Raw genomic sequence first — 23,370 nt, 5'->3', positions numbered from 1 at the left:
CCGAGTCGACTGCATCGCGAGCAGGCTCACTCCTACAGGAGATTTGTGACCACCACAGATCAATTGTAGGAGCGAGCCTGCTCGCGAAGACGATCTAATAGACGCCAACGATCTCAGCGCTTGTCGAGCTTGTCCGGCAACGGTGCAAACAGCGCTTCGATTTCATCGCTCTGCAGTTTCCAGTCCCCGGCCTTGCGCCCATCCAGGACGCCCGCTGCCAGGTCAGACTTTTCCTTCTGCAGGTGCTGAATCTTCTCTTCCACCGTGCCCCGGGCAATCATCTTGTAAACGAACACCGGTTTCTCCTGGCCGATCCGATAGGCGCGGTCGGTTGCCTGGTTCTCGGTCGCCGGGTTCCACCACGGGTCGTAATGAATCACCGTGTCCGCTTCGGTCAGGTTCAAGCCGACGCCGCCGGCCTTCAGGCTGATCAGAAAGATCTGACGCTTGCCGCTCTGGAATTCCTTCACTGGCGTGCGTCGATCCCGGGTCTGGCCGGTCAGCAGGGAGTAGGCGACATTGCGCTTTTTCAGCTCGTCTTCGATCAGTGACAGCATCGAGGTGAACTGCGAGAACAACAGAATCCGTCGGCCCTCCTCGAACAGCTCCTCGAGCATCTCCATCAGGCTGTCGAGTTTGCCGGAGGTGCTGCCGCGAGCGGGCAGGGTGGCATCGTTGACCAGGCGCAGATCGCAGCAGACCTGACGCAGCTTGAGCAAGGCTTCGAGAATGATGATCTGGCTGCGCGCCACGCCCTTGCGGGTGATCTCGTCGCGGACTTTCTTGTCCATCGCCAAGCGCATGGTCTCGTACACGTCGCGCTGCGCTTCGTTGAGTTCGACCCAGTGGATGATCTCGGTCTTGGGCGGCAGCTCAGTGGCCACCTGCTCCTTGGTGCGGCGCAGCAGAAACGGTTTTATCCGACCATTGAGGTGCTGAAGTCTGACTTCGCTGGCGCGTTTTTCGATGGGCACGCGGTAGTCGGCATTGAAGTTTTTGACATCGCCGAGCCAGCCGGGCAGCAGAAAGTGGAACAGCGACCACAGCTCACCGAGGTGGTTTTCCAGCGGCGTACCGCTCAGGCACAGGCGCTGACGCGCGTTGAGTTCGCGGGCAGCCTGCGCTGCTTTGCTGTTGGGATTCTTGATGTACTGGGCTTCGTCCAGCACCAGTACGTGCAAAGGCTGTTGCGCCAGCCGTTCGACGTCCTTGGGCAGCAACGCGTAGGTGGTCAGGATCAGGTCGAACTCGGCCAGATGGTCGAAATGCTTTTTACGGCTGGCACCGTACAGCGCGACCACTTTCAGTTGCGGCGTGAAGTGCGCGGCTTCGTCGAGCCAATTCGGAATCAGGCTGGTGGGCATGACCACCATGCACGGTCGGTCCAGGCGTCCGGCGTTTTTCTCGCTGAGAATATGCGCCAGAGTCTGTAGGGTTTTACCCAGACCCATGTCGTCCGCGAGAATCCCGCCGACCTCAAGCTGACGCAAGGACTGCATCCAGCTCAACCCTTCGAGCTGATAAGGACGCAACGTCGCGTTCAAGCCCTTTGGTGCCTTGGCGGTGTAATCACGGATGTCGCGCAGGCGTTGGGCGAAACTGCGGATCTGTTCGCCGCCCTCCCACAGCAGTGGAATGCCTTCCAGCGAGTTGAGCCGCGTGGCGTCGGCCTTGCTCAGGCGCAGGGTGGTTTCGCCCGGTTCCTGCAAGTAGAACTCGCCCAGCGTTGCCAATACCGGTTTCAATCGGCCAAGGGGCAGGGCCACCTGCAGCGGCCCGTGTTCGCTGTTGCGCTGCGGAATGTTGACCAGAATCAGCTCGTCATCGCGCCGGCGCGCCAGGCGTTCAGGGTTGAGGATTTCTGTGTGCGAGCGCATCAGGTTGAGCAGGATCGGCAGCAGGCTGAGGCGTTCGCCGTTGACGATGATCCCCAGTTCCAAATCGAACCAGTCGCGCTCCGGCGTCTGTTCGACGGTGGCGTACCAGTCGTCGACGGCGGTCAGATCGAAACCGAATTCCTCGTCGATCTGCAATTCCCAGCCTTGGGTGCGCAGCTTTGGTAGTTCGTTGAGGGTGAACGTCAGCCAGGCGCTGTCGTTGACCATCTCGTACAGCTCGCCGGCGCTTTCCGGCAGGGCTTTGCTCTGGCGGGTGGCGATGCGGAAGCCGAGGATGCGTAACTGTTCGCGGTAGGATTGTTCCACTTCGGGGTGGCGTTTTATCCGCAGGGTCTGCGCTTCCTGGCGGATCAGGATGTCGCTGTTTTTCTGCCCGCTGACGTATTCATCCAGATAGCTGAACGACAGCGCCGCCCGATGCTGGATGTAACGCTGCATCTTGCCGTTGCGCGGTTCGAACGCACTGAACTCGACGCTCGCCAGCCACAGGCGTGGCACCGGTTGCACGTTGTCTACCAGCACTTGCGGCGGTGCCTTGGGGTTGCGGTTTTCCAGAACGGCCTGGAGCTTTTCCAGCAGTTCAGCGTCTTTTGCGGCGGCAGGGTATTCGAGGGTTTCCTGCACTTGCAGCAGTACCGCTGCGCAGTGTTTGCAGTTGTTGCGCACCGGGCACGTGCAAGCAGCGTCAACCAGCAGCAGGGTGCCTTTGGCTGACTCGCGCAGGTGAATGGTCTGACGGTAGACGTTACCGCCAGAGCCTTCGCAACTGGCGGTGATGGTGGCGTCGCCGACCTGGGCGATGCGGACTCGATTCTCCAGGGCGTAACGGCGGCCACGCTCCAGGCTCTGTTCCTTGAATCGGCTGACCCAGGAGGGCGCCAACGGTTTACTCAGGGGCGGGGACATAAGGACTTCGATCAGTCCGGAATCGCTTCAGGGGCTTGCCGTGGGGCGGGCGCCGTCAGGGAGGTAATCTTGATCAGCAGGGCCAGGTGGCCGTTGTCGAGATAGTTGAGCTGGCCGTTTTTGGTGTGGCTGTCCTGCTTCAGGTGTTCGCTGGCGGTGACCATGCCGTTGGCGTCGATCTGGTTGACCCAGAAGTCGGCGTTCACATCGGTGAAGCGTCCGAGTTTCATTTCCAGAGTGCCCTCGATCGGGAACTGACCGAACTGTTCCTTGCCGTCGCTGACGGCGACCTTGGTCGGTGCCTCGCCGAGCGTCTGCTGCCAGGCTTTGTGCAGCAGCACACTGTAATCGCCGCTGGCGCTGAGTCTGCTGGCAATCTCACCCAGAGCGGGCGTGCGCTGGCTGGCAGCGTCCAGGCGTTGGGCGCCGGCGGCCCAGTCTTCCGGTGCAGCGCGGCTGATGATGGCCGGCACGGCGTTCTGCCGCACCAGAATCATTTCGACCTGATACAGGTCATCGGCAAACGCCATCGGTGCTACGAAGGTCAGTAGCAAAGTCAGTGAGCGAAACAGGCGCATGCGGCGTCCTTCAAACAGTTTTCGGGAGGAGGCGCTCGAACAGCGCCTCTACAGTATTAAAGCGCTCTTCCGGGCGCTCCATCGGCACCTGGAACTTGAACATCGTGGCGCCTTCGAATTTGTAGCGTTTTGGCTGAGTCTGGATCAGTTTGATCAAGGTCATCGGGTCGACCGGCGTCTGCGCGGCGAACTCGATGCGCCCACCTTGCGGGCCGCCATCGACCTTCTTGATGCCCAACTGCTCGGCCTGCAACTTCAGCGCGGTAATGCGCACCAGATTCTTGGTTGGCTCCGGCAGCAGGCCGAAACGGTCGATCATCTCGACTTGCAGGTCCTTCAGGCCCTCCTCGTCGGTGGCCGAAGCGATGCGCTTGTAGAGAATCAGGCGTGCATGAACATCCGGCAGATAGTCTTCCGGAATCAGCGCCGGCACGCGCAGGTTGACTTCCGGGCCACCGCCAAGCGGTTGATCGAGGTTCGGCTGCTCGCCCTTGCGGATCGACTTCACCGCGCGCTCGAGCATTTCCATATACAGCGTGAAGCCCACGGCCTGGATCTGACCGCTCTGACCATCGCCGAGCAGTTCGCCAGCGCCACGGATTTCCAGGTCGTTGGTCGCCAGCACGAAACCGGCACCGAGGTCCTGAGTGTTGGCGATCGCTTCCAGACGCTTTTCCGCATCCGAGGTAATTTGCTGGCGCGGCGGGGTCAGCAGGTAAGCGTAAGCCTGGTGGTGGCTACGGCCGACGCGGCCACGCAACTGGTGCAACTGCGCCAGGCCGAACTTGTCGGCGCGCTCGATGATGATGGTGTTGGCGCTTGGCACGTCGATGCCGGTCTCGATGATGGTCGAGGCGATCAGCACGTTGAAGCGCTTGTGATAGAAGTCGCTCATCACCTGTTCGAGTTCGCGTTCACGCATCTGCCCATGGCCGATGCCAATCCGTGCTTCTGGCACCAGTTCGGCAAGATCCGCCGCGCACTTCTCGATGGTCTTCACGTCGTTGTGCAGATAGTAAACCTGACCGCCGCGCAGCAGTTCACGCAACAGGGCCTCTTTGACCGTGCTCTTGTTCTGCTCCATGACGAAGGTGCGCACCGACAGGCGTCGCGCCGGTGGCGTGGCAATGATCGACAGGTCGCGCATGCCCGACACCGCCATGTTCAGCGTGCGCGGAATCGGCGTGGCGGTCAGCGTCAGAATGTCGACTTCGCTGCGCAGGGCCTTGAGCTGTTCTTTCTGACGGACACCGAAGCGGTGTTCTTCGTCGATGATCACCAGGCCGAGGTTTTTGATCTTCACATCGTCGGACAGCAACTTGTGCGTGCCGATGACGATGTCGATCTTGCCTTCCGCCAAGTCGGCGATTGCGGCGTTGACTTCCTTGGCCGACTTGAAGCGGCTCATCACCTCCACGGTCACCGGCCAGTCGGCGAAACGGTCGCGGAAGCTGTTGTAGTGTTGCTGGGCGAGCAGGGTGGTCGGCACCAGAATCGCCACCTGACGGCCGCCGTGCACGGCGATGAACGCCGCGCGCATCGCGACTTCGGTCTTGCCGAAACCCACGTCGCCGCAGACCAGGCGGTCCATCGGTTTTGGTGCGAGCATGTCTTCGCGCACCGCTTCGATAGTCGCTTGCTGGTCCGGGGTTTCTTCGAACGGGAAACCGGCGCTGAACGTGGCGTAATCGGCTTTCGGGTCGGCAAACGCGTAGCCTTCGCGAGCAGCGCGGCGGGCGTAGATGTCGAGCAGTTCGGCGGCAACGTCGCGCACCTGTTCGGCAGCTTTGCGCTTGGCTTTCTGCCATGTTTCGGAGCCGAGGCGGTGCAGTGGCGCCAGTGCGTCATCGCTACCGGTGTAGCGCGCGATCAGGTGCAGGTTGGCCACCGGCACGTAGAGCTTGGCGTTCTCGGCGTACTCCAGGGTGAGGAACTCGGCGGCCTGATTGTCGATTTCCAGAATCGTCAGGCCCAGATAGCGCCCGACACCGTGATCGATGTGCACCACCGGCGCGCCTTCGCGCAGTTCGGTGAGGTTCTTGATCACCGCATCGTTGTTGGCATCGGCGCGTTTCTCCCGACGGCGACGCTGCATGACCCGTTGACCGAACAGCGGGCTCTCGGCCACCAGCGCCAGCGCCGGGTCGTCGAGCATCAGGCCTTCGTCGAGCGGGGCAATGGTGATCGCCAGGCGATCCTTGCTGCTGACGAAGTCCGGCCAGCTGTCGACGGTTTTCGGGCGCAGCTTCAGGCGTTCCAACAGCTCCAGCAGGACTTCGCGACGGCCCGCCGATTCGGCGGTGAACAGCACGCGTCCGGGGAATTCGTCGAGGAATGCTGAAAGCGCCGCCAGCGGTTGCGTGGCCTTGGCTTCGATCGCCAGATTCGGCAGCGCCTGGGCCGGGAAGCGTTCACGGCCAGCGCCGGTTTCCACGTCCTGTTGGCTGGCGACCACGCGCGGCCAGTTCTTGAGCCGGGCAAAGCAGTCTTCCACCGGCAGGAACAATTCGGCGGGCGGCAATAAAGGACGCGAAGGATCGACGCGACGCTCTTCGTAGCGATTGCGCACGTCGTTCCAGAAGTTTTCCGCCGCTTGCTCGATGCCTGGCAGCGAGAACACTTGGGTGTCCTGCGGCAGGTAATCGAACAGGGTCGAGGTTTCGTCGAAGAACAGCGGCAGGTAGTACTCGATACCGGCCGGGGTAATCCCGCTGCTCAGGTCCTGGAAGATTGGGCAGCGCCGGAAGTCGACGTCGAAACGTTCGCGGAAACGCGCCTTGAAGCGGGTGACCGCATCTTTCTGCAGCGGGAATTCCCGAGCCGGCAGCAGCTTGACCGAATCGACCTTGTCGATAGAGCGCTGGTTTTCCGGATCGAAGGTACGCAGGGTTTCGATTTCGTCGTCGAACAGGTCGATCCGATACGGCAGCTTGCTGCCCATCGGGAACAGGTCGATCAGTGCACCGCGAACGGTGAATTCGCCGTGCTCGTAGACCGTGTCAACGTAGCGATAGCCGCTGGCTTCAAGCCGTGAGCGCATCTGTTCGACGTCGAGCTTCTGTCCGACATCCAGCACCAGGCTGCTGCCGAGCAGGAATTTGGTCGGCGCCAGGCGGTGCAGGGCGGTGGTGATTGGCACCACCAGCACGCCGTGCGCCAGTTCCGGCAGCCTGTATAAGCTGGCGATGCGCTGGGAAATGATGTCCTGGTGCGGCGAGAACAGATCGTAGGGCAGGGTTTCCCAGTCGGGAAAATGCAAAACGGGCAAATCCGGGGCGAAGAAACTCAGCTCCTGTTCCAGCCGTTCGGCACTCTGGCTGTCGGCGGTCAGTAGCAGGGTGAAGCGCTTGGCAGCGCTGGCAGCCTCGGCAATCGCGAGGCTCAGGGCAGCACCGGGAAGGTTGCCCCAATGCTGTTTACCTGCCGCAGCAGGGAGAAGCGGTAGACGCAGAACGGGCACGGAAGGTTGAGCTCCAGGCTTTGCGACAAAGTCGGTAATTGTAGCGGCGTCCGGTGCCGCCTGTCAGTTGCAGACTGCGTCTATCTTCGCTGTTTGCGCGAAATGTAGTGGTAACCATAAAAACGAGCACTTTTTTCAGGGTTATGTAGTGCCGAAATCGCTTGGTGTTACGGAGGGTTACAGACATCGTCTAACAGTCGTCGAAAAATTGACTGCGCTGGAAGCCCCGGTTTTACTGGGCTGGCGAGGTGCGTAATTTTTTTGAACGGAATTTTGTTGCCGATTGTGCGACAAGTGCGCATTGCTACAAGAGGTTCTCGGCGGCATAATGTAGCCCCTTTTTTCTGCCCCTACATGTGGAAGGTTACCGTGACTCAGAAGCCCGACCAGTGTCTTGGTGAATGGATCGACCGTGAAGCACTCGCAGAAGCGATGATTCCGCTTATCGGTCAGCTCTACCGCAATAACAACGTGGTGAGCTCGATCTATGGCCGCAGCCTGATCAACCAGTCTGTCATCGCGATTCTCAAAGCTCACCGCTTTGCTCGCCACCGTTCTTCCGACGACAGCGAACTCTCCGTCCACGAAACATTCCCACTGCTCAAGGCCATGAGCGAGCTCAAGCTCGGCGCGGCCTCGGTAGACCTGGGCAAGTTGGCGTTCAAATTCCGCAGCGAAGGCAATGGCCGCAGCGCCGAGCAGTTCGTGCGTGAGGAACTGGCTGATGTGGTTGGCCAGCAAAACGCTTCGGCGCGCAAAGGCACTGACGTTGTGCTGTACGGCTTCGGTCGTATCGGCCGTCTGCTGGCGCGCATCCTGATCGAGAAAACCGGTGGTGGCGACGGTCTGCGTCTGCGTGCCATCGTCGTGCGCAAAGGCGCCGAAAACGACCTGACCAAACGCGCCAGCCTGCTGCGTCGCGATTCGGTACACGGTCCGTTCAACGGCACCATCGTCATCGACGAAGAAAACAACACCATCACTGCCAACGGTAACCTGATCCAGGTGATCTACGCGAAGAACCCGACCGAGGTGGATTACACCCAGTACGGGATCAAAGACGCGCTGCTGGTGGACAACACCGGTGTATGGCGTGACGCCGATGGTCTGGGCCAGCACCTGCAATGCCCGGGTGTCGCCCGCGTTGTTCTGACTGCGCCTGGCAAAGGCAAGCTGAAGAACATCGTTCACGGTATCAACCACAACGAAATCACCGCTGACGACAAGATCGTGTCCGCCGCGTCCTGCACCACCAACGCCATCGTGCCGGTGCTGAAGGCTGTGAATGACAAGTTCGGCATCATCAACGGTCACGTCGAAACCGTTCACTCGTACACCAACGACCAGAACCTGATCGACAACTTCCACAAGGGTGATCGTCGTGGTCGTAGCGCCGCGCTGAACATGGTGATCACCGAGACCGGTGCTGCCACCGCTGCTGCCAAGGCCCTGCCTGAGCTGGCCGGCAAGCTGACCGGTAACGCGATCCGCGTTCCGACGCCAAACGTGTCGATGGCCATTCTCAACCTGAACCTTGAGAAAGCCGCCACCCGTGAAGAGATGAACGAGTACCTGCGCTACATGGCGCTGCACTCCGATCTGCACAAGCAAATCGACTTCGTCAACTCGCAGGAAGTGGTGTCCACTGACTTCGTGGGCTCGCGTCACGCCGGTGTGGTCGACGCTGAAGCGACCATCGTTCAGGACAATCGCGTTGTTCTGTACGTCTGGTACGACAACGAGTTCGGCTACAGCTGCCAGGTGGTTCGCGTGATGGAAGACATGGCCGGTGTAAACCCGCCAGCATTCCCGCGCTAAGCACTCGCTGCCAATGAAAACGCCCCGACCTAGGTCGGGGCGTTTTTGTTTGGAGAAGATCAAAAGATCGCAGCCTTCGGCAGCTCCTGCAAGGAATCGCAATTGATCCTGTAGGAGCTGCCGAAGGCTGCGATCTTTTCTTTAAGGTCATTTAGACATGTAGTGCCAGAGCTGGCCCCCACGGGCGATCTGCGTGGTTCACAAATCCCCTGGGGGAGCTGGCTTGCCAGCGATGACGTCCTATCGGGCACCGCCGGCTACAGCCGCTTGCACAGTCCGCAGCTCATGCTTGTTGCCCCGAAACAGCACCAGCGTCGCAATCAACCCCAGCACCGCCGCACCGCTGAGCCAGATCCCCGGCGCAGCCTTGTTGTCCAGCACATGAATCAGGTAAGTGCACGCCGCCGGCGTGAATCCGCCGAAGGTCGCGGTCGCCAGGCTGTAGGCCAGTGAGAACCCGGTGGTGCGCACTTCCACCGGCATGATTTCGGTCAGCGCCACCACCATCGCGCCGTTGTACGAGCCGTACAGGAACGATAACCAGAGTTCGACAATCAGCAGATGACTGAAGCTCGGGTTCGCCACCAGCCACGACAATGCCGGGTAAGCGGTCAGGATCGCCAGAATGGTCGCCGCCAGCAGCAACGGCTTGCGGCCGATCTTGTCGGATACCGCACCCATCACCGGCAGCCAGAAGAAGTTCGACAGGCCGATGCACACCGTCACCAGCAGCGCGTCGAAGTCCGACAGATGCAGTTCAGCCTTGCCGAAGGTCGGGGTGTAGGCGGTAATCAGGTAGAACGAAACCGTGGTCATCACCACCAGTGCCATGCCCGCGATAACGATGCCAAAGTTCTGACCGATCGAGCGCACGATTTCCCGCAGGGTAGGGCGATGTTTTCGCGCCTGGAATTCCGGGGTTTCCTCCAGCGAACGACGAATGATGAAGATTGCCGGAACGATCATGCAGCCGATCAGGAACGGCACGCGCCAGCCCCAGTCACCCATTTGTTCCGGGCTCAGCCAGTGGTTGAGGCCGACCCCGAGCAATCCGGCAAATACCACCGCCGCTTGTTGGCTGGCGGACTGCCAACTGACGAAAAAGCCCTTGCGGCCCGGTGTGGCGATTTCCGCCAGATACACCGAGACTCCGCCCAGCTCGACACCGGCCGAGAAACCCTGCAGCAGGCGGCCGAACAGCACGATCAGTGGAGCGGCTACCCCAAGGGTCGCATAGCCCGGCACGCAGGCAATGAGGATCGTACCGGAGGCCATCATCGCGAGGGTAATGATCAGACCCTTGCGACGACCATGACGGTCAATGTAGGCGCCGAGGAAGATTGCCCCCAATGGCCGCATCAGGAAGCCGGCACCGAACGTCGCCAGGGAGAGCATCAGGGAGGCGAAGGCGCTGTCGGCCGGGAAGAAGGTTTTGGCGATGGCCGTGGCATAGAAGCCGTAGACCATAAAATCGAACATCTCGAGAAAATTGCCGCTGACAACGCGAAAAATCGCTTTGCCTTTGCCCGTGGTGGAGGACATTTTCAGTTACTCATTATTGGATTTTATAAACGCGTTGCATCCGTTGGGAGCGAGCGGGCCCTTTGATCCATAATGGCCGGCGCGGTTTTGCGGGGAGATGAAGAATTGTTCACTGGACGATGGTTTGGGCTTGTGTTGCTGGTCAGCCTGTTGGCTGGCTGCGGCGATGGTGATTCCATGGAGAGCTTCGGCGGGCCGACCATGGGCAGCACCTATTCCATCAAATACGTGCGCCACACCGGTCTTGCAGATTCCGCACAAGTTCGTCGGGAAGTGGAGGGCATCCTCGTCGAAGTCGATCGACAATTGTCCACTTACCGCAGCGATTCCGAGATCGAACGCTTCAATGCCTTGCCCGCCAACAGCTGTCAGACAATGCCCGCGCCAGTGCTCGAATTGGTTCGGGTTGGCGAGCAACTGTCAGAACAAAGCGAAGGTTCCTACGACCTCACTGTCGAGCCGCTGATGAACTTGTGGGGTTTCGGCCCGCAAGGTCGAGAAGAGAAGGTCCCTGATACCGCTGTACTGGCCGAGGTGATGCAGCGGGTCGGCCATCAGCACTTGCACATCAAGGGTGATCAGTTGTGCAAGGACGTCGCTGTCGAAGTCGACTTCAACAGCATCGCCGCCGGCTATGCCGTCGACACCATTGCCGCCAGACTCGAAGCCATGGGCATCCATGACTATCTCGCCGAAGCCACGGGCGAGCTGAGGGCCAAGGGCAAAAAACTCGACGGCTCGGCATGGCGCATCGCGCTGGAGGAGCCGCGTGACGATCAGCAGGTGGCCGAGCGCGTCATCAGTGTCGATGGCTACGGTGTGTCCACTTCCGGTGATTACCGTAACTATTTCCTGCAGGACGGTCGGCGCTATTCCCACACCTTTGATGCGCGCAGCGGGGCACCGGTCCTACACGACCTGGCGTCGGTCACGGTAATTCATCCTTCAGCGTTGATGGCCGATGGACTATCGACGCTGTTGCTGATTCTCGGGCCGGAAAGGGCCTGGGACTATGCCGAAAAACATGACATTGGTGCATTCTTCGTGATTCGTGCCGATACAGGTTTCGTCATCCGCACCAGTGCGGCTTTCGAGCGCCTCAGTGGCGCAAAAGTTGACTGAGAACAGTACGAAAGCTGGCGTTGTAGTGCAGGCAAAAGTAGCCTACGACGCGACCAAGGGTTAATGTGCGCGGCGTTGACGCTTCTATAGACTGTGTCCGGGTTCTTTATTGACCCCCAATTGTTCCTTCGCGCCGCGATTCGGCGTGATTTAGCCGCTGGTGCTGCTGGCACCGCGGCCTGTTCTGAGGAGTACGCATGGCTGTCTACAACTACGACGTGGTGGTGTTGGGTTCCGGCCCGGCGGGAGAAGGCGCGGCAATGAACGCCGCCAAAGCAGGGCGCAAGGTGGCGATGGTCGACAGCCGTCGCCAGGTCGGCGGTAACTGCACCCACCTGGGTACCATCCCGTCCAAGGCTCTGCGTCACTCGGTCCGGCAGATCATGCAGTTCAACACCAACCCGATGTTCCGGGCGATCGGCGAGCCGCGCTGGTTCTCCTTCCCGGACGTGTTGAAAAGCGCCGAGAAAGTCATTTCCAAACAAGTCGCTTCGCGTACCGGCTACTACGCCCGTAACCGCGTCGACGTGTTCTTCGGCACCGGCAGCTTCGCTGACGAGCAAACCATCGAAGTGGTCTGCGCCAACGGCGTGGTCGAGAAACTGGTGGCCAAGCACATCATCATCGCCACCGGCTCGCGCCCGTATCGCCCGGCGGACATCGATTTCCACCACCCGCGTATCTACGATAGCGACACCATCCTCAGCCTCGGCCACACCCCGCGCAAACTGATCGTTTACGGCGCCGGCGTGATCGGCTGCGAATACGCCTCGATCTTCAGCGGTCTGGGTGTGCTGGTTGAACTGGTGGACAACCGTGGTCAGTTGCTGAGCTTCCTCGACTCGGAAATCTCCCAGGCGTTGAGCTACCACTTCAGCAACAACAACATCACCGTGCGCCACAACGAAGACTACGACCGTGTCGAAGGCGTGGACAACGGCGTGATCCTGCACCTGAAGTCCGGCAAGAAGATCAAGGCCGACGCCTTGCTCTGGTGCAACGGCCGTACCGGTAACACCGACCAGCTGGGGCTGGAAAACATCGGCGTCAAGGTCAACAGCCGCGGGCAGATCGAAGTCGACGAGGCCTACCGCACCTGCGTGCCGAACATCTATGGCGCCGGTGACGTGATCGGCTGGCCGAGCCTGGCCAGTGCCGCCCACGACCAGGGTCGTTCGGCAGCCGGCAGCATCGTCGATAACGGTAGCTGGCGCTTTGTGAATGACGTGCCGACCGGCATCTACACCATTCCGGAGATCAGCTCGATCGGCAAGAACGAGCAGGAACTGACCCAGGCCAAAGTGCCGTACGAAGTGGGCAAGGCGTTCTTCAAGAGCATGGCGCGTGCACAGATCGCCGGCGAGCCGCAAGGCATGCTGAAGATCCTGTTCCACCGTGAAACCCTGGAAGTGCTGGGCGTTCACTGCTTCGGTTATCAGGCGTCGGAGATCGTGCACATCGGTCAGGCGATCATGAACCAGCCGGGCGAGCTGAACACGTTGAAGTACTTCGTCAACACCACGTTCAACTACCCGACCATGGCCGAAGCCTATCGGGTAGCGGCATACGACGGCCTCAACCGGCTTTTTTGACGGGCTCCGGCCGGTGGCCTGAGCCGGCCGGGGAGACCGATTTCAGCAATTCTCGAGGGTGGCAGTGGCCAAACCGGGAAAGTCTGTAATCAGGCTGTCAACGCCGAAGTCGGCGAGTCTGCGCATCAGCGCAGGCTCGTTGACGGTCCACACCGACACATGCAGGCCCTGACGCTGCGCCTTCTGCAGGCGTTCCGGCGTACACAGCGTCCAGTTCAAAGCCAGAATCTCACAGCCATAGCTGGCCGCGACCTTCAGCGGGTCGAGCCAGGCGTATTCGGCCACCAGTCCACGCGACACGTCCGGCACCAGGTCCAGTGCCGCTTTCAGTACTTCCCGCGAACTCGAGGTGATGGTGATCTTGTCCAGCAAACCATGGCGCTGGGCCATTTCGCGAATCGCCAGCACAGTGGTCGCCGCGCGGGTGCGCGAGGCGCTTTTGACTTCCAGCTGCCAGTGTTCGAAATCGCATTTCTCGAACAACTCTTCCAATGTTGGAATCGGGCATGGCTTGATCCAGCCCGGGCCGCCCTTGCGTGCGTCGTAGGTCACCAACTCGGCGGCGGTGTGCTCGACCACCTTGCCACGCCGGTCGGTGGTGCGCTTGAGGGTCGGGTCGTGGATCACCATCAGCTCGCCGTCCTTGGACAGGTGCAGATCCAGTTCGCAACGGCGTACGCCGTGCTTGAGACATTCCTGAAAACTGGTCAGGGTGTTTTCCGGTGCTTCGCCCTTGGCGCCGCGGTGGCCGTAGATGAGGGTCACGGTGCTTCCTTAATTTAAATGCCGGATTCGTTCTGTTCGCGGGCCAGGCGTCGTTCCTGGGCCTGCTTCTGCAAGATATAACGGGCGAGCAACTGGCGCTGGGCGTCGGTCAAGTGTTCGAACTCGGTGCCGACGTCGTAGCCGTCGCCCTTGCGATCGCAATGGGTGACGCGGGCGCGCAGCAGCAGGCCGAGTGCCTGGGGCATCAGCACCAGTTTGACCGACAAGTGCGCGCCGTTGGCGAGCGCGGTCGGGTGCTGAAAGTCGATCCCGCCTTCGGAGATGATCACCGGTTGCGGTTCGCCGATATGGCCGAGCACGGTCAGGGCGACTACCTGACTGAGCAGGTCGATGCGTTTATTCTGGGATTTGAGGAACGCGGCGATGGCCCGGTCGCGCTCGCTGATCTGGCGCAGCAGGTGCTGCGACTCGAATTCGCTCAGGTGCAGTTCGCTGAGCAGGTTGAACAACGGGGAAGCATCCTGCAACACTTCCTGGCCTGCGGCTTCGGGAGCGGACAGGGGCCGAATTTCCAGTGCGATCATGTCCTCGATACGGTAGTATTCGCGGCGATCTTCTTCATCTAATGTCGACATGGCGAACCCATGGTAGCGGCGGTGGTCTGAGTGTAAAGCTGGTTATCGACCCCCGCCACAAGGACGTTCCTTTTCCCTCCGAACAAGCCCCGACATGTTCAGACCTCTCTTCGTATTTATCGGCACGCGTTATACCCGTGCAAAGCGTCGCAATCATTTTGTGTCATTCATTTCCCTGACTTCGATGATCGGGCTCGCCCTTGGCGTGATCGTGATGATCGTGGTGCTATCGGTGATGAATGGCTTCGATCATGAGATGCGCACCCGTGTGCTGGGCATGGTGCCCCACGCGACCCTTGAAACCGGCGAACCGATCAACGATTGGCAAAGCCTGGCCGCCAAGGTCAAACGCAACCCGCAGGTGACGGCCGTTGCGCCGTTCACCCAGATGCAGGGCCTGCTGACCAACAACGGCCAGGTGTCCAAGGTGTTGCTCAATGCGATCGACCCTGCGCTCGAGCGCAATGTGTCGATCATCGACAACTTCATGAAGCAGGGCAAACTCGACGATTTGACGCCGGGCAGCTTCGGCATCGTGATCGGCGACAAGGCCGCGACCAAACTCGGCGTGGGCCTCGGTGACAAGGTCACCTTCGTCGCGCCGGAAGTCAGCGTGACCCCCGCCGGGATGTTCCCGCGCATGAAGCGCTTCACCGTGGTCGGCATCTTCCATGTCGGCGCCGGTGAGCTGGACGGTTACCTGGGTGTCACCAACCTGCAGGATCTGGCGAAGATGCACCGCTGGAAGCCTGATCAGGTGCAAGGCATCCGGATGAAGTTCGATGATCTGTTCCAGGCGCCGCGTGTGGCCTGGACCATCGCCCAGCAGCTTGGCGAAGACCATTACTATGCCCGCGACTGGACCCGTACCCACGGCAACCTGTATCAGGCGATCCGCATGGAAAAAGCCATGATCGGGCTGCTGTTGCTGCTGATCGTTGCGGTGGCCGCGTTCAACATCATTTCCACGCTGGTGATGGTGGTGAACGACAAGAAGGGCGACATCGCCATTCTGCGCACCCTCGGCGCCACGCCGGGGACGATCATGCGTACGTTCATGGTGCAAGGCACGGTGATCGGCGTGGTCGGTACGGCGATTGGTGCCGTGGTCGGGATTTTCGCCGCGCTCAATGTCAGCGCCGCGATTTCGGCACTGGAAGGGCTGATCGGTCACAAGTTCCTCAACGCCGACGTGTACTTCATCGATTACCTGCCGTCGCAGGTGCAGAGCCAGGACGTGGTCATGGTCTGCGCCGCTGCGTTGGTCCTGAGTTTCCTCGCCACCCTGTATCCCGCCTGGCGTGCCGCGCGCACCCAGCCGGCGGAGGCGCTACGTTATGAGTGAGTCGGGCATGAGTGATAAAGCAATCTTGAGCTGCCGCAACCTGGGCAAATCCTACGAGGAAGGCCCGGAGTCGGTGCAAGTGTTGGCCGGTCTGCAACTGGAGTTGCACCCAGGCGAGCGTGTGGCGATCGTCGGCAAGTCCGGTTCGGGCAAAAGTACCTTGCTCAACCTGTTGGGCGGCCTCGACACGCCAACCGAAGGCAGCGTCTGGCTCGACGGTGAAGAACTGTCGGCCCTGAGCGAGAAGAAGCGTGGCCTGCTGCGTAACCGTGCCCTCGGGTTCGTGTACCAGTTCCACCATTTGCTGCCGGAGTTCACCGCGCTGGAAAACGTCTGCATGCCACTGCTGATCGGCAAGACCGCGATCCCAGAAGCGCGTCAGCGCGCGACGGCGTTACTGGAGCGCGTGGGGCTGGGCCATCGTCTGGAGCACAAACCGGCGGAACTGTCCGGTGGCGAACGCCAGCGTGTGGCGATCGCCCGGGCGCTGGTGAACAATCCAGGCCTGGTGATGCTCGACGAGCCCACCGGCAACCTTGACTCCCACACCGCCGAAGGCATTCAGGATTTGATGCTGGAACTCAGCACCTCGATGCGCACGGCGTTCCTGGTGGTGACTCACGACATGAACCTGGCCCGCCAGATGGACCGCGTCCTGCAATTGCAGGAAGGTTGCCTGACCGCCATCTGACCGACCGAAACCCGGTGCCTGTAAAGGCATCGGGTCTTTTATTTTTATACGGTGCCCCAGCGAATGTTCAGACCGTTATCGATCTTTATCGGCACGCGCTATACCCGCGCCAAGCGCCGCAATCGCTTTGTTTCGTTCATTTCGATGACCTCAATGATCGGGCTCGCCCTCGGCGTGCTGGCGATGATCGTGGTGCTGTCGGTGATGAACGGCTTCCAGCGCGAGATGAGCTCGCGCATCCTCGGCATGGTGCCGCACGCGACCATCGTCGGCGTAAAGCCGATTGATGACTGGCAGCCGGTAGCCGCCGCCGCGCTGAAAAATCCTGAAGTGACTGCCGCCGTGCCGTTCACCGAGATGGAAGGCATGCTGTCCTACAAGGGCTTGATGCAGCCGATTCAGATCAGTGGCGTCGACCCGGCTCAGGAAGGCAAGGTGTCGATCGTCGCCCAGCACATCGTGCAGGGTCGTCTCGATGACCTGAAACCGGGTGAATTCGGCGTGGTGATCGGTGAAATCACCGCGCGCCGCTTCCGCCTCAACGTCGGTGACAAGATCACCCTGATCGTGCCGGAAGTCAGCACCGCACCGGGTGGCATCACCCCGCGCATGCAGCGCCTGAACGTGGTCGGTGTGTTCAAGGTCGGTGCCGAGCTGGACGGTTCCATGGGCCTGATCCACGTGGCCGATGCGGCGACCATGCAGCACTGGCAGCCGAATCAGGTGCAAAGCGTGCGCCTGGCGGTCAAGGACCTGTACGCCGCGCCGAAAGTCTCCTCGGACATCGCCGCAGGCCTGGGCGCCGACTTCAAGGCTGACGACTGGACCCACACCCAGGGCAGCCTGTTCAGCGCGATGAAAATGGAAAAAACCATGATCGGCCTGCTGTTGCTGATGATCGTTGCGGTGGCGGCGTTCAACATCATCGCCACGCTGATCATGGTCGTGAACGACAAGGGCGCGGACATCGCGATCCTGCGCACCATCGGCGCCACGCCACGGCAGATCATGGCGATCTTCATGGTGCAGGGCACGGTGATCGGCATTGTCGGCACCATTATTGGCGGTGTGTTGGGCGTGATTGCCGCGCTGAACGTCAGTGAGATGGTCGGCTGGGTCGAGCGCGTTACCGGGCAGCACATCTTCAGTTCCGACGTGTATTTCGTCAGCAACCTGCCCTCGGAATTGCAGGGCGGGGATGTGCTGTTGATCTGCTCGGCGGGCTTTATTCTGAGCTTCCTGGCGACGGTGTATCCGGCCTTGCGGGCGGCGAAAATCGAACCGGCTCACGCCTTGAGATATTCGTAAGCTCTATTACCGCCATCGCGAGCAGGCTCACTCCTACAGTTGGAATGCATTTCCCTGTAGGAGTGAGCCCGCTCGCGATGGGCCCGCAATGAACGGTCTCATTCCCCCTTGGGCAACTCAATCACAAACCGCGTCCACCCCGCAGCCGATTCGCAACGAATCTGCCCACCATGCGCCCGGACGATCGATTGCGTAATCGCCAACCCCAGCCCCGCATGTTCACTACTGCCTTCCTGCCGCGCCGGATCCGCCCGATAAAACCGGTCAAACAGCCGCGGCAACAGGTCGGCTGAAATTCCGTCACCACTGTTCTCGACCGACACCTGCACGGCGTGCGGCTGATCGACGATGGACAGGCGCACGCTGCCAGCCGCCGGGGTAAAGCGCAGCGCGTTATCCAGCAGATTCGACAAGGCCCGACGCAGCATGCTGCGATCGCCCTCGATGCGCGCGTGGCCTTCGCGACTCAGCGTCACTCCGGCGTCCTCGGCCAATGGCGCGAAAAACTCCAGCAACACATCGCTCTCATCCGCCAGTTCCAGCGCCTCACGCTTGGGCATCAGCAAGCCATGGTCAGCCTTGGCCAGGTACAGCATGTCGTTGACCAGTTGTGCCATCCATTGCAGCTCTTCGAGGTTGCTGTGCAGGGCTTCGCGATAGTCTTCGATCGGACGCGGGCGGGTGAGGGTGACCTGAGTGTGAGTCAGCAGGTTCGACAGCGGTGTGCGCAGTTCATGGGCGATGTCGGCCGAGAACGCCGACAGCCGTTGAAACGAGTCGTCGAGGCGTCCGAGCATGGCGTTGAAGCTGTGGGCCATTTCCGCAAGTTCTGGCGGCATTTGCGCTTCCGGCAGTCGGGCATTGAGTGATTGTGCGGAAATCCCACGGGCGATCGCACTCATGCGCCGCAGCGGACGCAAACCGCTGCGCGCGGCCCAGGCGCCGAGCAGCGCAGTGGCCAGCGCCGACAGCCCGACGGTCAGCCAGATCAGATGCTGCATGCGTTGCAGGAAGTGTTGGTGGTGGGTGATGTCCAGCAACAGCGTCAATTGCGGCGAGTCGGTTTTGTCCGGGTAGAGCGGGGCGTTGAGCACCCGATAATCAGTGCCTGCCTGGCTCACGGTCACCAGGCCGGATTGTTTCGGCAAATCCGTGGGGATCTGCGTCGAACTGTCGTACCAGCGTTGGCCGTCACTGCCCGTAATGCGCAGCGCCAGATCAGCCTGGCGGCTCAATTCATCGGCCAGCCGCGCCTCACGTTGACCGGGTTGAACATCCTGCAAGGCCCGGCGCAGGCCGATCAGCTTGCCGTCCAGCAGTTGCTGGTCGAGCTCGACGAAGTGCGCTTCGCTGGCGCGGCTGAACAGCACCCCGGCAAACAGCGAGACCACGGCGGTGCAAGCGGCGAACAGCAAGGCCAGGCGAGAGCTCAGGGACAGACGACGCATCACGCCGGACGCTCTTCAAGCACGTAACCCATGCCGCGCACGGTGTGGATCAGTTTGTTGGGGAAATCATCGTCGATCTTCAGGCGCAAACGGCGGATCGCCACCTCGATCACGTTGGTGTCGCTGTCGAAGTTCATGTCCCAGACCTGCGAGGCAATCAGCGATTTCGGCAGCACTTCACCCTGACGGCGCAGGAGCATTTCCAGCAGGGCGAACTCCTTGGCGGTCAGGTCGATGCGCTGGCCGCTGCGTTCGACCCGGCGGCGAATCAGGTCCAGGCGCAGGTCAGCCAGTTGCAGGCTGGTTTCCTGCGGCGTCGCGCTGCCTCGCCGCAACAGGCTGCGCACCCGGGCCAGCAGTTCGGAGAAGGCGAACGGTTTGACCAGATAGTCGTCGGCGCCGAGTTCGAGGCCGTGCACCCGGTCCTCCACGGCGTCCTTGGCGGTCAGAAACAGTACCGGCGTGTCGAGGCCGGCGCTGCGCACCGCTTGCAGGATCTGCCAGCCACTGCGTCCGGGCAGCATTACGTCGAGGATCAGCAGCGCATAATCACCGCTCAAGGCCAGTTGCTGACCGCTGTTACCGTCGGCCACCAGTTCCGTGTTGAACCCGGCCTCGGTCAGGCCCTGGCGCAGGTAGTGGCCGGTTTTCGGTTGGTCTTCGACGATCAGCAGTTTCATGGGCGGCTCGGGTTGATTCAGGTTTGGGAAACGAAAGCTTTATACCGTGAGCGCTGGCGACAAGCGCCAACCTGACAAAGTTGTAATCTGCCTGTCAGGTAGCTGCCAGCGCAGACGGGCTAGAGTTTCCCACAGGCTGAACCTTATCTTGTTGGAGTATGACTATGTTTTTGCGCACCCCTCTGACCGTCGTCGCCTGTTTGCTGGCGCTGAGTTCACCTGTCTGGGCCGCACCCGCGTACACCTACGACTTCGGCCAACCGGCACCGGCCGCCAAGGCCACCCGCAGCATCGAAGTGGTGCTGAACGACATGTCGTTCGACCCCAAGGCGATTCAGGTCAAGGCCGGTGAGACCGTTCGCTTTGTGTTGGTGAATAAAGGCCAGTTGCTGCATGAATTCAACCTCGGTGACGCGGCAATGCATGCCAGGCACCAGCAGGAAATGTTGCAGATGCAGCAAAGCGGCATGCTCACGCCTACCGGCATGAAAGAAATGTCCCACGACATGGCGGGCATGGATCACGCGGCCATGGGGCACGACATGAAGCACGATGACCCGAACAGCGTGCTGGTCGAGCCGGGCAAAACCGCCGAACTGACCTGGACATTCAGCAAGGCCACCAGCCTGGAGTTCGCCTGCAATATTCCCGGGCATTACCAGGCCGGCATGGTCGGCAAACTGACTGTCAGTCAGTAAGCACTCAAAGGCGGGAGCAAAGGCTGATAGAATCCGCTGATTCTTCAGTCAGGTTTCCGCCATGCATCCCGCAGCCGAACATTCGCCGCTGGGCAAGTCCAGCGAATACATCGCCACGTACACACCGTCCCTGTTGTTCCCGATCCCGCGCACTGCGAAGTGGGCCGAACTGGGCCTGACCGCCGACACCCTGCCGTATAAAGGTGTGGATTTCTGGAACTGCTTCGAATTGTCGTGGCTGCTGCCGTCGGGCAAACCGGTGGTGGCGATTGGTGAATTCAGTATTCCCGCCGATTCGCCGAACATCATCGAGTCCAAGTCGTTCAAGCTGTACCTGAACTCGCTGAACCAGACGCCGTTTGCCGACATCGCCAGCCTGGAAGCGACGCTGGTCAAGGACCTGTCGGCTGCTGCCGGCAAGCCAGTGGGCGTGCGGGTGCGCAGCTTGAAGGATGTCGAAGGCGAAGGCGTCGTGGCTCTGCCGGGCGTGTGCATCGACGATCTGGACATCAGCGTCAGCAACTATGAGCATCCGCGTCCCGAACTGCTGCGTTGCGATGATTCGCGCATTGTCGAAGAGAGCGTGCACAGCCATCTGCTCAAATCCAACTGTCCGGTGACCAGTCAGCCGGATTGGGGTAGCGTGGTGGTGGAATATCGCGGCGCGGCACTGGATCACGCCAGCCTGCTGGAGTACATCGTCAGCTTCCGCCAGCACTCGGACTTTCACGAACAGTGCGTGGAGCGGATTTTCCTCGACCTGCAGCGTCTGCTGAAGCCGGAGAAACTCACGGTATTTGCGCGGTATGTGCGTCGCGGCGGACTGGACATCAACCCGTATCGCAGCACTGAATCTGTACAACTGCCGAACCACCGTCTGGTCCGTCAGTAAGATCAAAAGATCGCAGCCTGCGGCAGCTCCTACAGGTCGTACGTCGATCCCGTGTAGGAGCTGCCGAAGGCTGCGATCTTTTCAGTCCCGAAATGAAAAAGCCCTGTCATCGTTGACAGGGCTTTTTGTGTTTGGGAAATCAGATACCCATGCTGCCCAGCGCATTGACGATATTGCGCAGGGTGCCGGCAATAGTTGGGTGTTCCACTTCAAAGCGTTCCACCGCCAGGTTCACGCCATCGGCGATGCTGGTGTCCTGCGTGGCGCTTTCCAGTTTGATTTCCGATTCGATCTGCGCCATCAGCGCATGCAGATCTTCACGCTCGGCTTCGGACAGCGGCGGATTCTGCTCCAATTGCTCGCGCAGGGTGTCGAGTTGTTTTTGCAGTTCTTGGGCGGGCATGGTGGGGTTCCTTTTATCAAGAGGCACTGGCATTGACCGCAGCCGCGCGCCAAAGGTCTATGGCTGACCTTTAGATTAATCCACTCTGCTCCAACCTGCATGATCCCGGTCAGGGCTTTTCGCCTTTGAAGCGACGCAGGTTGATGTCGGCCAGGCAGGTGTCGAGCTCACCCAGATGATCGATCACCGAATGCACGCCCAGCCCGAACAACTGCATGGTCGCCTTGCCACGCCGCTGTTCGCGTTCCTTCTGGCTCAGGGCTTGCCACTCGCTCGGCGACAGGCCGCACAGCGAACCGCAGGACGCCAGGCCAATGGTCCACAGCCCGGCGTTGAGGCCCGATTGCAGCAAGCGTGGCTCGCCGCTGACCAGTACGCAGCCGTCCAGACGACTGACGTTCAAGCCCATCAGCGCTTGCCAGCAGGCGTTCGGCGCCGGCCAGGGATTGATTGTTGCTGAATGTTGCGTCGGTTTGATCCACGCCGGCAGCGAGGCCGACAGCGGTTGCGCGAGGGCAGGGGGCAACTCGTCGAGCCAGGCACAGGGAATCTGCTGGCGCTGCAAACTGAGCAGGCTGTCGAGGGCACCGGGGGTGACGTCTGCGTGCTCGGGCAGCACGCTGGCGTGTTGATGGGTACGGGCACCGAAATCCACCAGACAACCACTGAGTCCGAACAGCACGGCGGTCAGACCGGGTGCGGCGACAGGCAAGGCTTCAGCGTGTGACATGGAAAACGTCCCTGAAATAGTCATGAGGCTAGGGGACACCGGTGACAGTTGGATGACAAACGTGTGAAGGGGCTTTCAGGAATTCTCCTACACGACTCTTCACGGGTAGACTGCCCAAAATGGCTTTTGCGCTTATACTAGCGGTCTTAACGCCTGGGCCGACGGTGCCCGCGCCAGTAAAATCCAAGGAGCTTTTCTATGCGCTGGAGCAACCCTCTCGCTCAGCTTTGTGTATGTGCCAGCGTCTTGCTGGTTCCGTTCGCTGCCAACGCCGCGACGGAAGAAGACCCTTGGGAAAGCGTCAACCGCCCGATCTTCCAGTTCAACGACTTCGTCGACACCTACGCGCTCAAGCCACTGGCCCAGGGCTATGAATACGTGACGCCGCAGTTCCTCGAAGACGGCATTCACAACATGTTCCGCAACGTCGGTGACGTGACCAACCTGGCGAACAACATTCTGCAGGCCAAACCTGCAGCGGCCGGTGTCGATACCGCACGGATCATCTTCAACACCACTTTCGGCCTGCTGGGCTTCTTCGACGTCGGCACCAAAATGGGCCTGCATCGCAGCGACGAAGACTTCGGCCAGACCCTCGGTTACTGGGGCGTCGGCAGCGGTCCGTACGTGATGTTGCCGCTGCTGGGCCCAAGCACCCTGCGTGACGCGCCTTCCAAGTACGTCGACAGCTACACCGGCCCGTACCGCTACATGAACGACGTGCCGGTGCGTAACTCGGTGTTCGGGCTGAACATCGTCGATACCCGCGCCAGCCTGCTGTCGAGCGAGAAGCTGATCAGTGGCGACAAGTACACCTTCATCCGCAACGCTTACTTGCAGAACCGCGAGTTCAAAGTGAAGGATGGCCAGGTCGAAGACGATTTTTAATCGCGACCGT

General features: G+C 60.7%; 19 protein-coding genes. 9 read left to right on the top strand and 10 right to left on the bottom strand.

Features of this window, described 5'->3' with window-relative positions; all coding sequences use genetic code 11:
- Window positions 1-113: 113 nt before the first annotated feature.
- The 3 genes from NN484_RS18305 to mfd are packed head-to-tail and all read right to left on the bottom strand — an operon-like array spanning window position 114 to window position 6,842.
- Window positions 114-2,804: a DEAD/DEAH box helicase gene (locus tag NN484_RS18305; RefSeq protein ID WP_274657616.1), complete on the bottom strand. Its 2,691-nt coding sequence runs from the start codon at window positions 2,802-2,804 to the stop codon at window positions 114-116.
- Window positions 2,805-2,815: 11 nt separating this feature from the next.
- Window positions 2,816-3,382, bottom strand: coding sequence for a CsiV family protein (locus NN484_RS18300; protein ID WP_127650254.1), 567 nt, complete (start codon window positions 3,380-3,382; stop codon window positions 2,816-2,818).
- A 10-nt stretch (window positions 3,383-3,392) separates the two neighbouring features.
- A complete protein-coding gene (mfd, locus tag NN484_RS18295; RefSeq protein ID WP_127650256.1) occupies window positions 3,393-6,842 on the bottom strand; it encodes a transcription-repair coupling factor in 3,450 nt (1,149 codons plus the stop codon).
- Between the two features lie 354 nt (window positions 6,843-7,196).
- Here mfd and NN484_RS18290 point away from each other — a divergent pair, with 354 nt between their 5' ends.
- Window positions 7,197-8,660 (top strand): glyceraldehyde-3-phosphate dehydrogenase, encoded by a 1,464-nt coding sequence (locus NN484_RS18290; RefSeq protein ID WP_127650258.1) that lies wholly within the window; start codon window positions 7,197-7,199, stop codon window positions 8,658-8,660.
- Window positions 8,661-8,900: 240 nt separating this feature from the next.
- On the opposite strand, the gene tcuC is transcribed toward NN484_RS18290, so the two are convergent.
- Window positions 8,901-10,202 (bottom strand): MFS transporter, encoded by a 1,302-nt coding sequence (gene tcuC, locus NN484_RS18285; RefSeq protein WP_215502428.1) that lies wholly within the window; start codon window positions 10,200-10,202, stop codon window positions 8,901-8,903.
- A 72-nt stretch (window positions 10,203-10,274) separates the two neighbouring features.
- Here tcuC and NN484_RS18280 point away from each other — a divergent pair, with 72 nt between their 5' ends.
- Together NN484_RS18280 and sthA are read left to right on the top strand one after the other, a co-directional pair.
- Window positions 10,275-11,324 (top strand): FAD:protein FMN transferase, encoded by a 1,050-nt coding sequence (locus tag NN484_RS18280; RefSeq protein ID WP_215502429.1) that lies wholly within the window; start codon window positions 10,275-10,277, stop codon window positions 11,322-11,324.
- A 197-nt stretch (window positions 11,325-11,521) separates the two neighbouring features.
- Window positions 11,522-12,916 (top strand): Si-specific NAD(P)(+) transhydrogenase, encoded by a 1,395-nt coding sequence (sthA, locus tag NN484_RS18275; RefSeq protein ID WP_007984277.1) that lies wholly within the window; start codon window positions 11,522-11,524, stop codon window positions 12,914-12,916.
- A 42-nt stretch (window positions 12,917-12,958) separates the two neighbouring features.
- Here sthA and NN484_RS18270 read toward each other — a convergent pair whose 3' ends face one another.
- Complete coding sequence (locus NN484_RS18270; protein ID WP_064588424.1) at window positions 12,959-13,681, bottom strand: glycerophosphodiester phosphodiesterase; 723 nt, start codon at window positions 13,679-13,681, stop codon at window positions 12,959-12,961.
- A gap of 14 nt (window positions 13,682-13,695) precedes the next feature.
- Window positions 13,696-14,277, bottom strand: a complete 582-nt coding sequence (locus NN484_RS18265) for a PilZ domain-containing protein (RefSeq protein ID WP_127650266.1) — start codon at window positions 14,275-14,277, stop codon at window positions 13,696-13,698.
- 94 nt (window positions 14,278-14,371) lie between these two features.
- On the opposite strand from NN484_RS18265, the gene NN484_RS18260 reads away from it, so the two are divergent.
- The 3 genes from NN484_RS18260 to NN484_RS18250 all read left to right on the top strand — a co-directional run bounded on the left by NN484_RS18260 (window position 14,372) and on the right by NN484_RS18250 (window position 17,621).
- A complete protein-coding gene (locus NN484_RS18260; RefSeq protein WP_127650268.1) occupies window positions 14,372-15,622 on the top strand; it encodes a lipoprotein-releasing ABC transporter permease subunit in 1,251 nt (416 codons plus the stop codon).
- A gap of 7 nt (window positions 15,623-15,629) precedes the next feature.
- Window positions 15,630-16,313 carry a lipoprotein-releasing ABC transporter ATP-binding protein LolD gene (gene lolD / locus NN484_RS18255; RefSeq protein WP_164747873.1) on the top strand — a complete coding sequence of 228 codons (684 nt, stop codon included), beginning with the start codon at window positions 15,630-15,632 and terminating at the stop codon, window positions 16,311-16,313.
- A gap of 63 nt (window positions 16,314-16,376) precedes the next feature.
- The gene (locus NN484_RS18250; RefSeq protein WP_127650270.1) at window positions 16,377-17,621 is read left to right on the top strand and encodes a lipoprotein-releasing ABC transporter permease subunit; all 1,245 of its coding nucleotides are present in this window, start codon (window positions 16,377-16,379) and stop codon (window positions 17,619-17,621) included.
- A 98-nt stretch (window positions 17,622-17,719) separates the two neighbouring features.
- On the opposite strand, the gene NN484_RS18245 is transcribed toward NN484_RS18250, so the two are convergent.
- The gene (locus tag NN484_RS18245; protein ID WP_274657615.1) at window positions 17,720-19,069 is read right to left on the bottom strand and encodes a heavy metal sensor histidine kinase; all 1,350 of its coding nucleotides are present in this window, start codon (window positions 19,067-19,069) and stop codon (window positions 17,720-17,722) included.
- Window positions 19,069-19,749, bottom strand: coding sequence for a heavy metal response regulator transcription factor (locus tag NN484_RS18240; protein WP_127650274.1), 681 nt, complete (start codon window positions 19,747-19,749; stop codon window positions 19,069-19,071). The genes NN484_RS18245 and NN484_RS18240 overlap by 1 nt, the downstream gene beginning before the upstream one ends.
- Before the next feature lie 164 nt (window positions 19,750-19,913).
- On the opposite strand from NN484_RS18240, the gene copI reads away from it, so the two are divergent.
- Together copI and queF are read left to right on the top strand one after the other, a co-directional pair.
- Window positions 19,914-20,447, top strand: a complete 534-nt coding sequence (gene copI, locus NN484_RS18235) for a copper-resistant cuproprotein CopI (RefSeq protein WP_274657614.1) — start codon at window positions 19,914-19,916, stop codon at window positions 20,445-20,447.
- A gap of 61 nt (window positions 20,448-20,508) precedes the next feature.
- A complete protein-coding gene (gene queF / locus NN484_RS18230; protein WP_215502433.1) occupies window positions 20,509-21,339 on the top strand; it encodes an NADPH-dependent 7-cyano-7-deazaguanine reductase QueF in 831 nt (276 codons plus the stop codon).
- Between the two features lie 139 nt (window positions 21,340-21,478).
- Here the strand turns inward: queF and NN484_RS18225 are convergent, their stop codons facing one another.
- Window positions 21,479-21,742, bottom strand: a complete 264-nt coding sequence (locus NN484_RS18225; protein WP_127650280.1) for a DUF4404 family protein — start codon at window positions 21,740-21,742, stop codon at window positions 21,479-21,481.
- Between the two features lie 109 nt (window positions 21,743-21,851).
- Window positions 21,852-22,472 (bottom strand): HAD superfamily inactivated hydrolase PcrP, encoded by a 621-nt coding sequence (pcrP, locus tag NN484_RS18220; RefSeq protein ID WP_274657613.1) that lies wholly within the window; start codon window positions 22,470-22,472, stop codon window positions 21,852-21,854.
- Between the two features lie 198 nt (window positions 22,473-22,670).
- Here pcrP and NN484_RS18215 point away from each other — a divergent pair, with 198 nt between their 5' ends.
- Window positions 22,671-23,360 (top strand): MlaA family lipoprotein, encoded by a 690-nt coding sequence (locus tag NN484_RS18215; RefSeq protein WP_127650284.1) that lies wholly within the window; start codon window positions 22,671-22,673, stop codon window positions 23,358-23,360.
- Window positions 23,361-23,370 lie beyond the last annotated feature (10 nt).

The organism is Pseudomonas serboccidentalis, from assembly GCF_028830055.1.
In the GTDB taxonomy this organism is placed as follows: domain Bacteria; phylum Pseudomonadota; class Gammaproteobacteria; order Pseudomonadales; family Pseudomonadaceae; genus Aquipseudomonas; species Aquipseudomonas serboccidentalis.
Note: the sequence above shows the minus strand (reverse complement) of the source record. Positions and strands in the feature narration are given on the sequence as shown.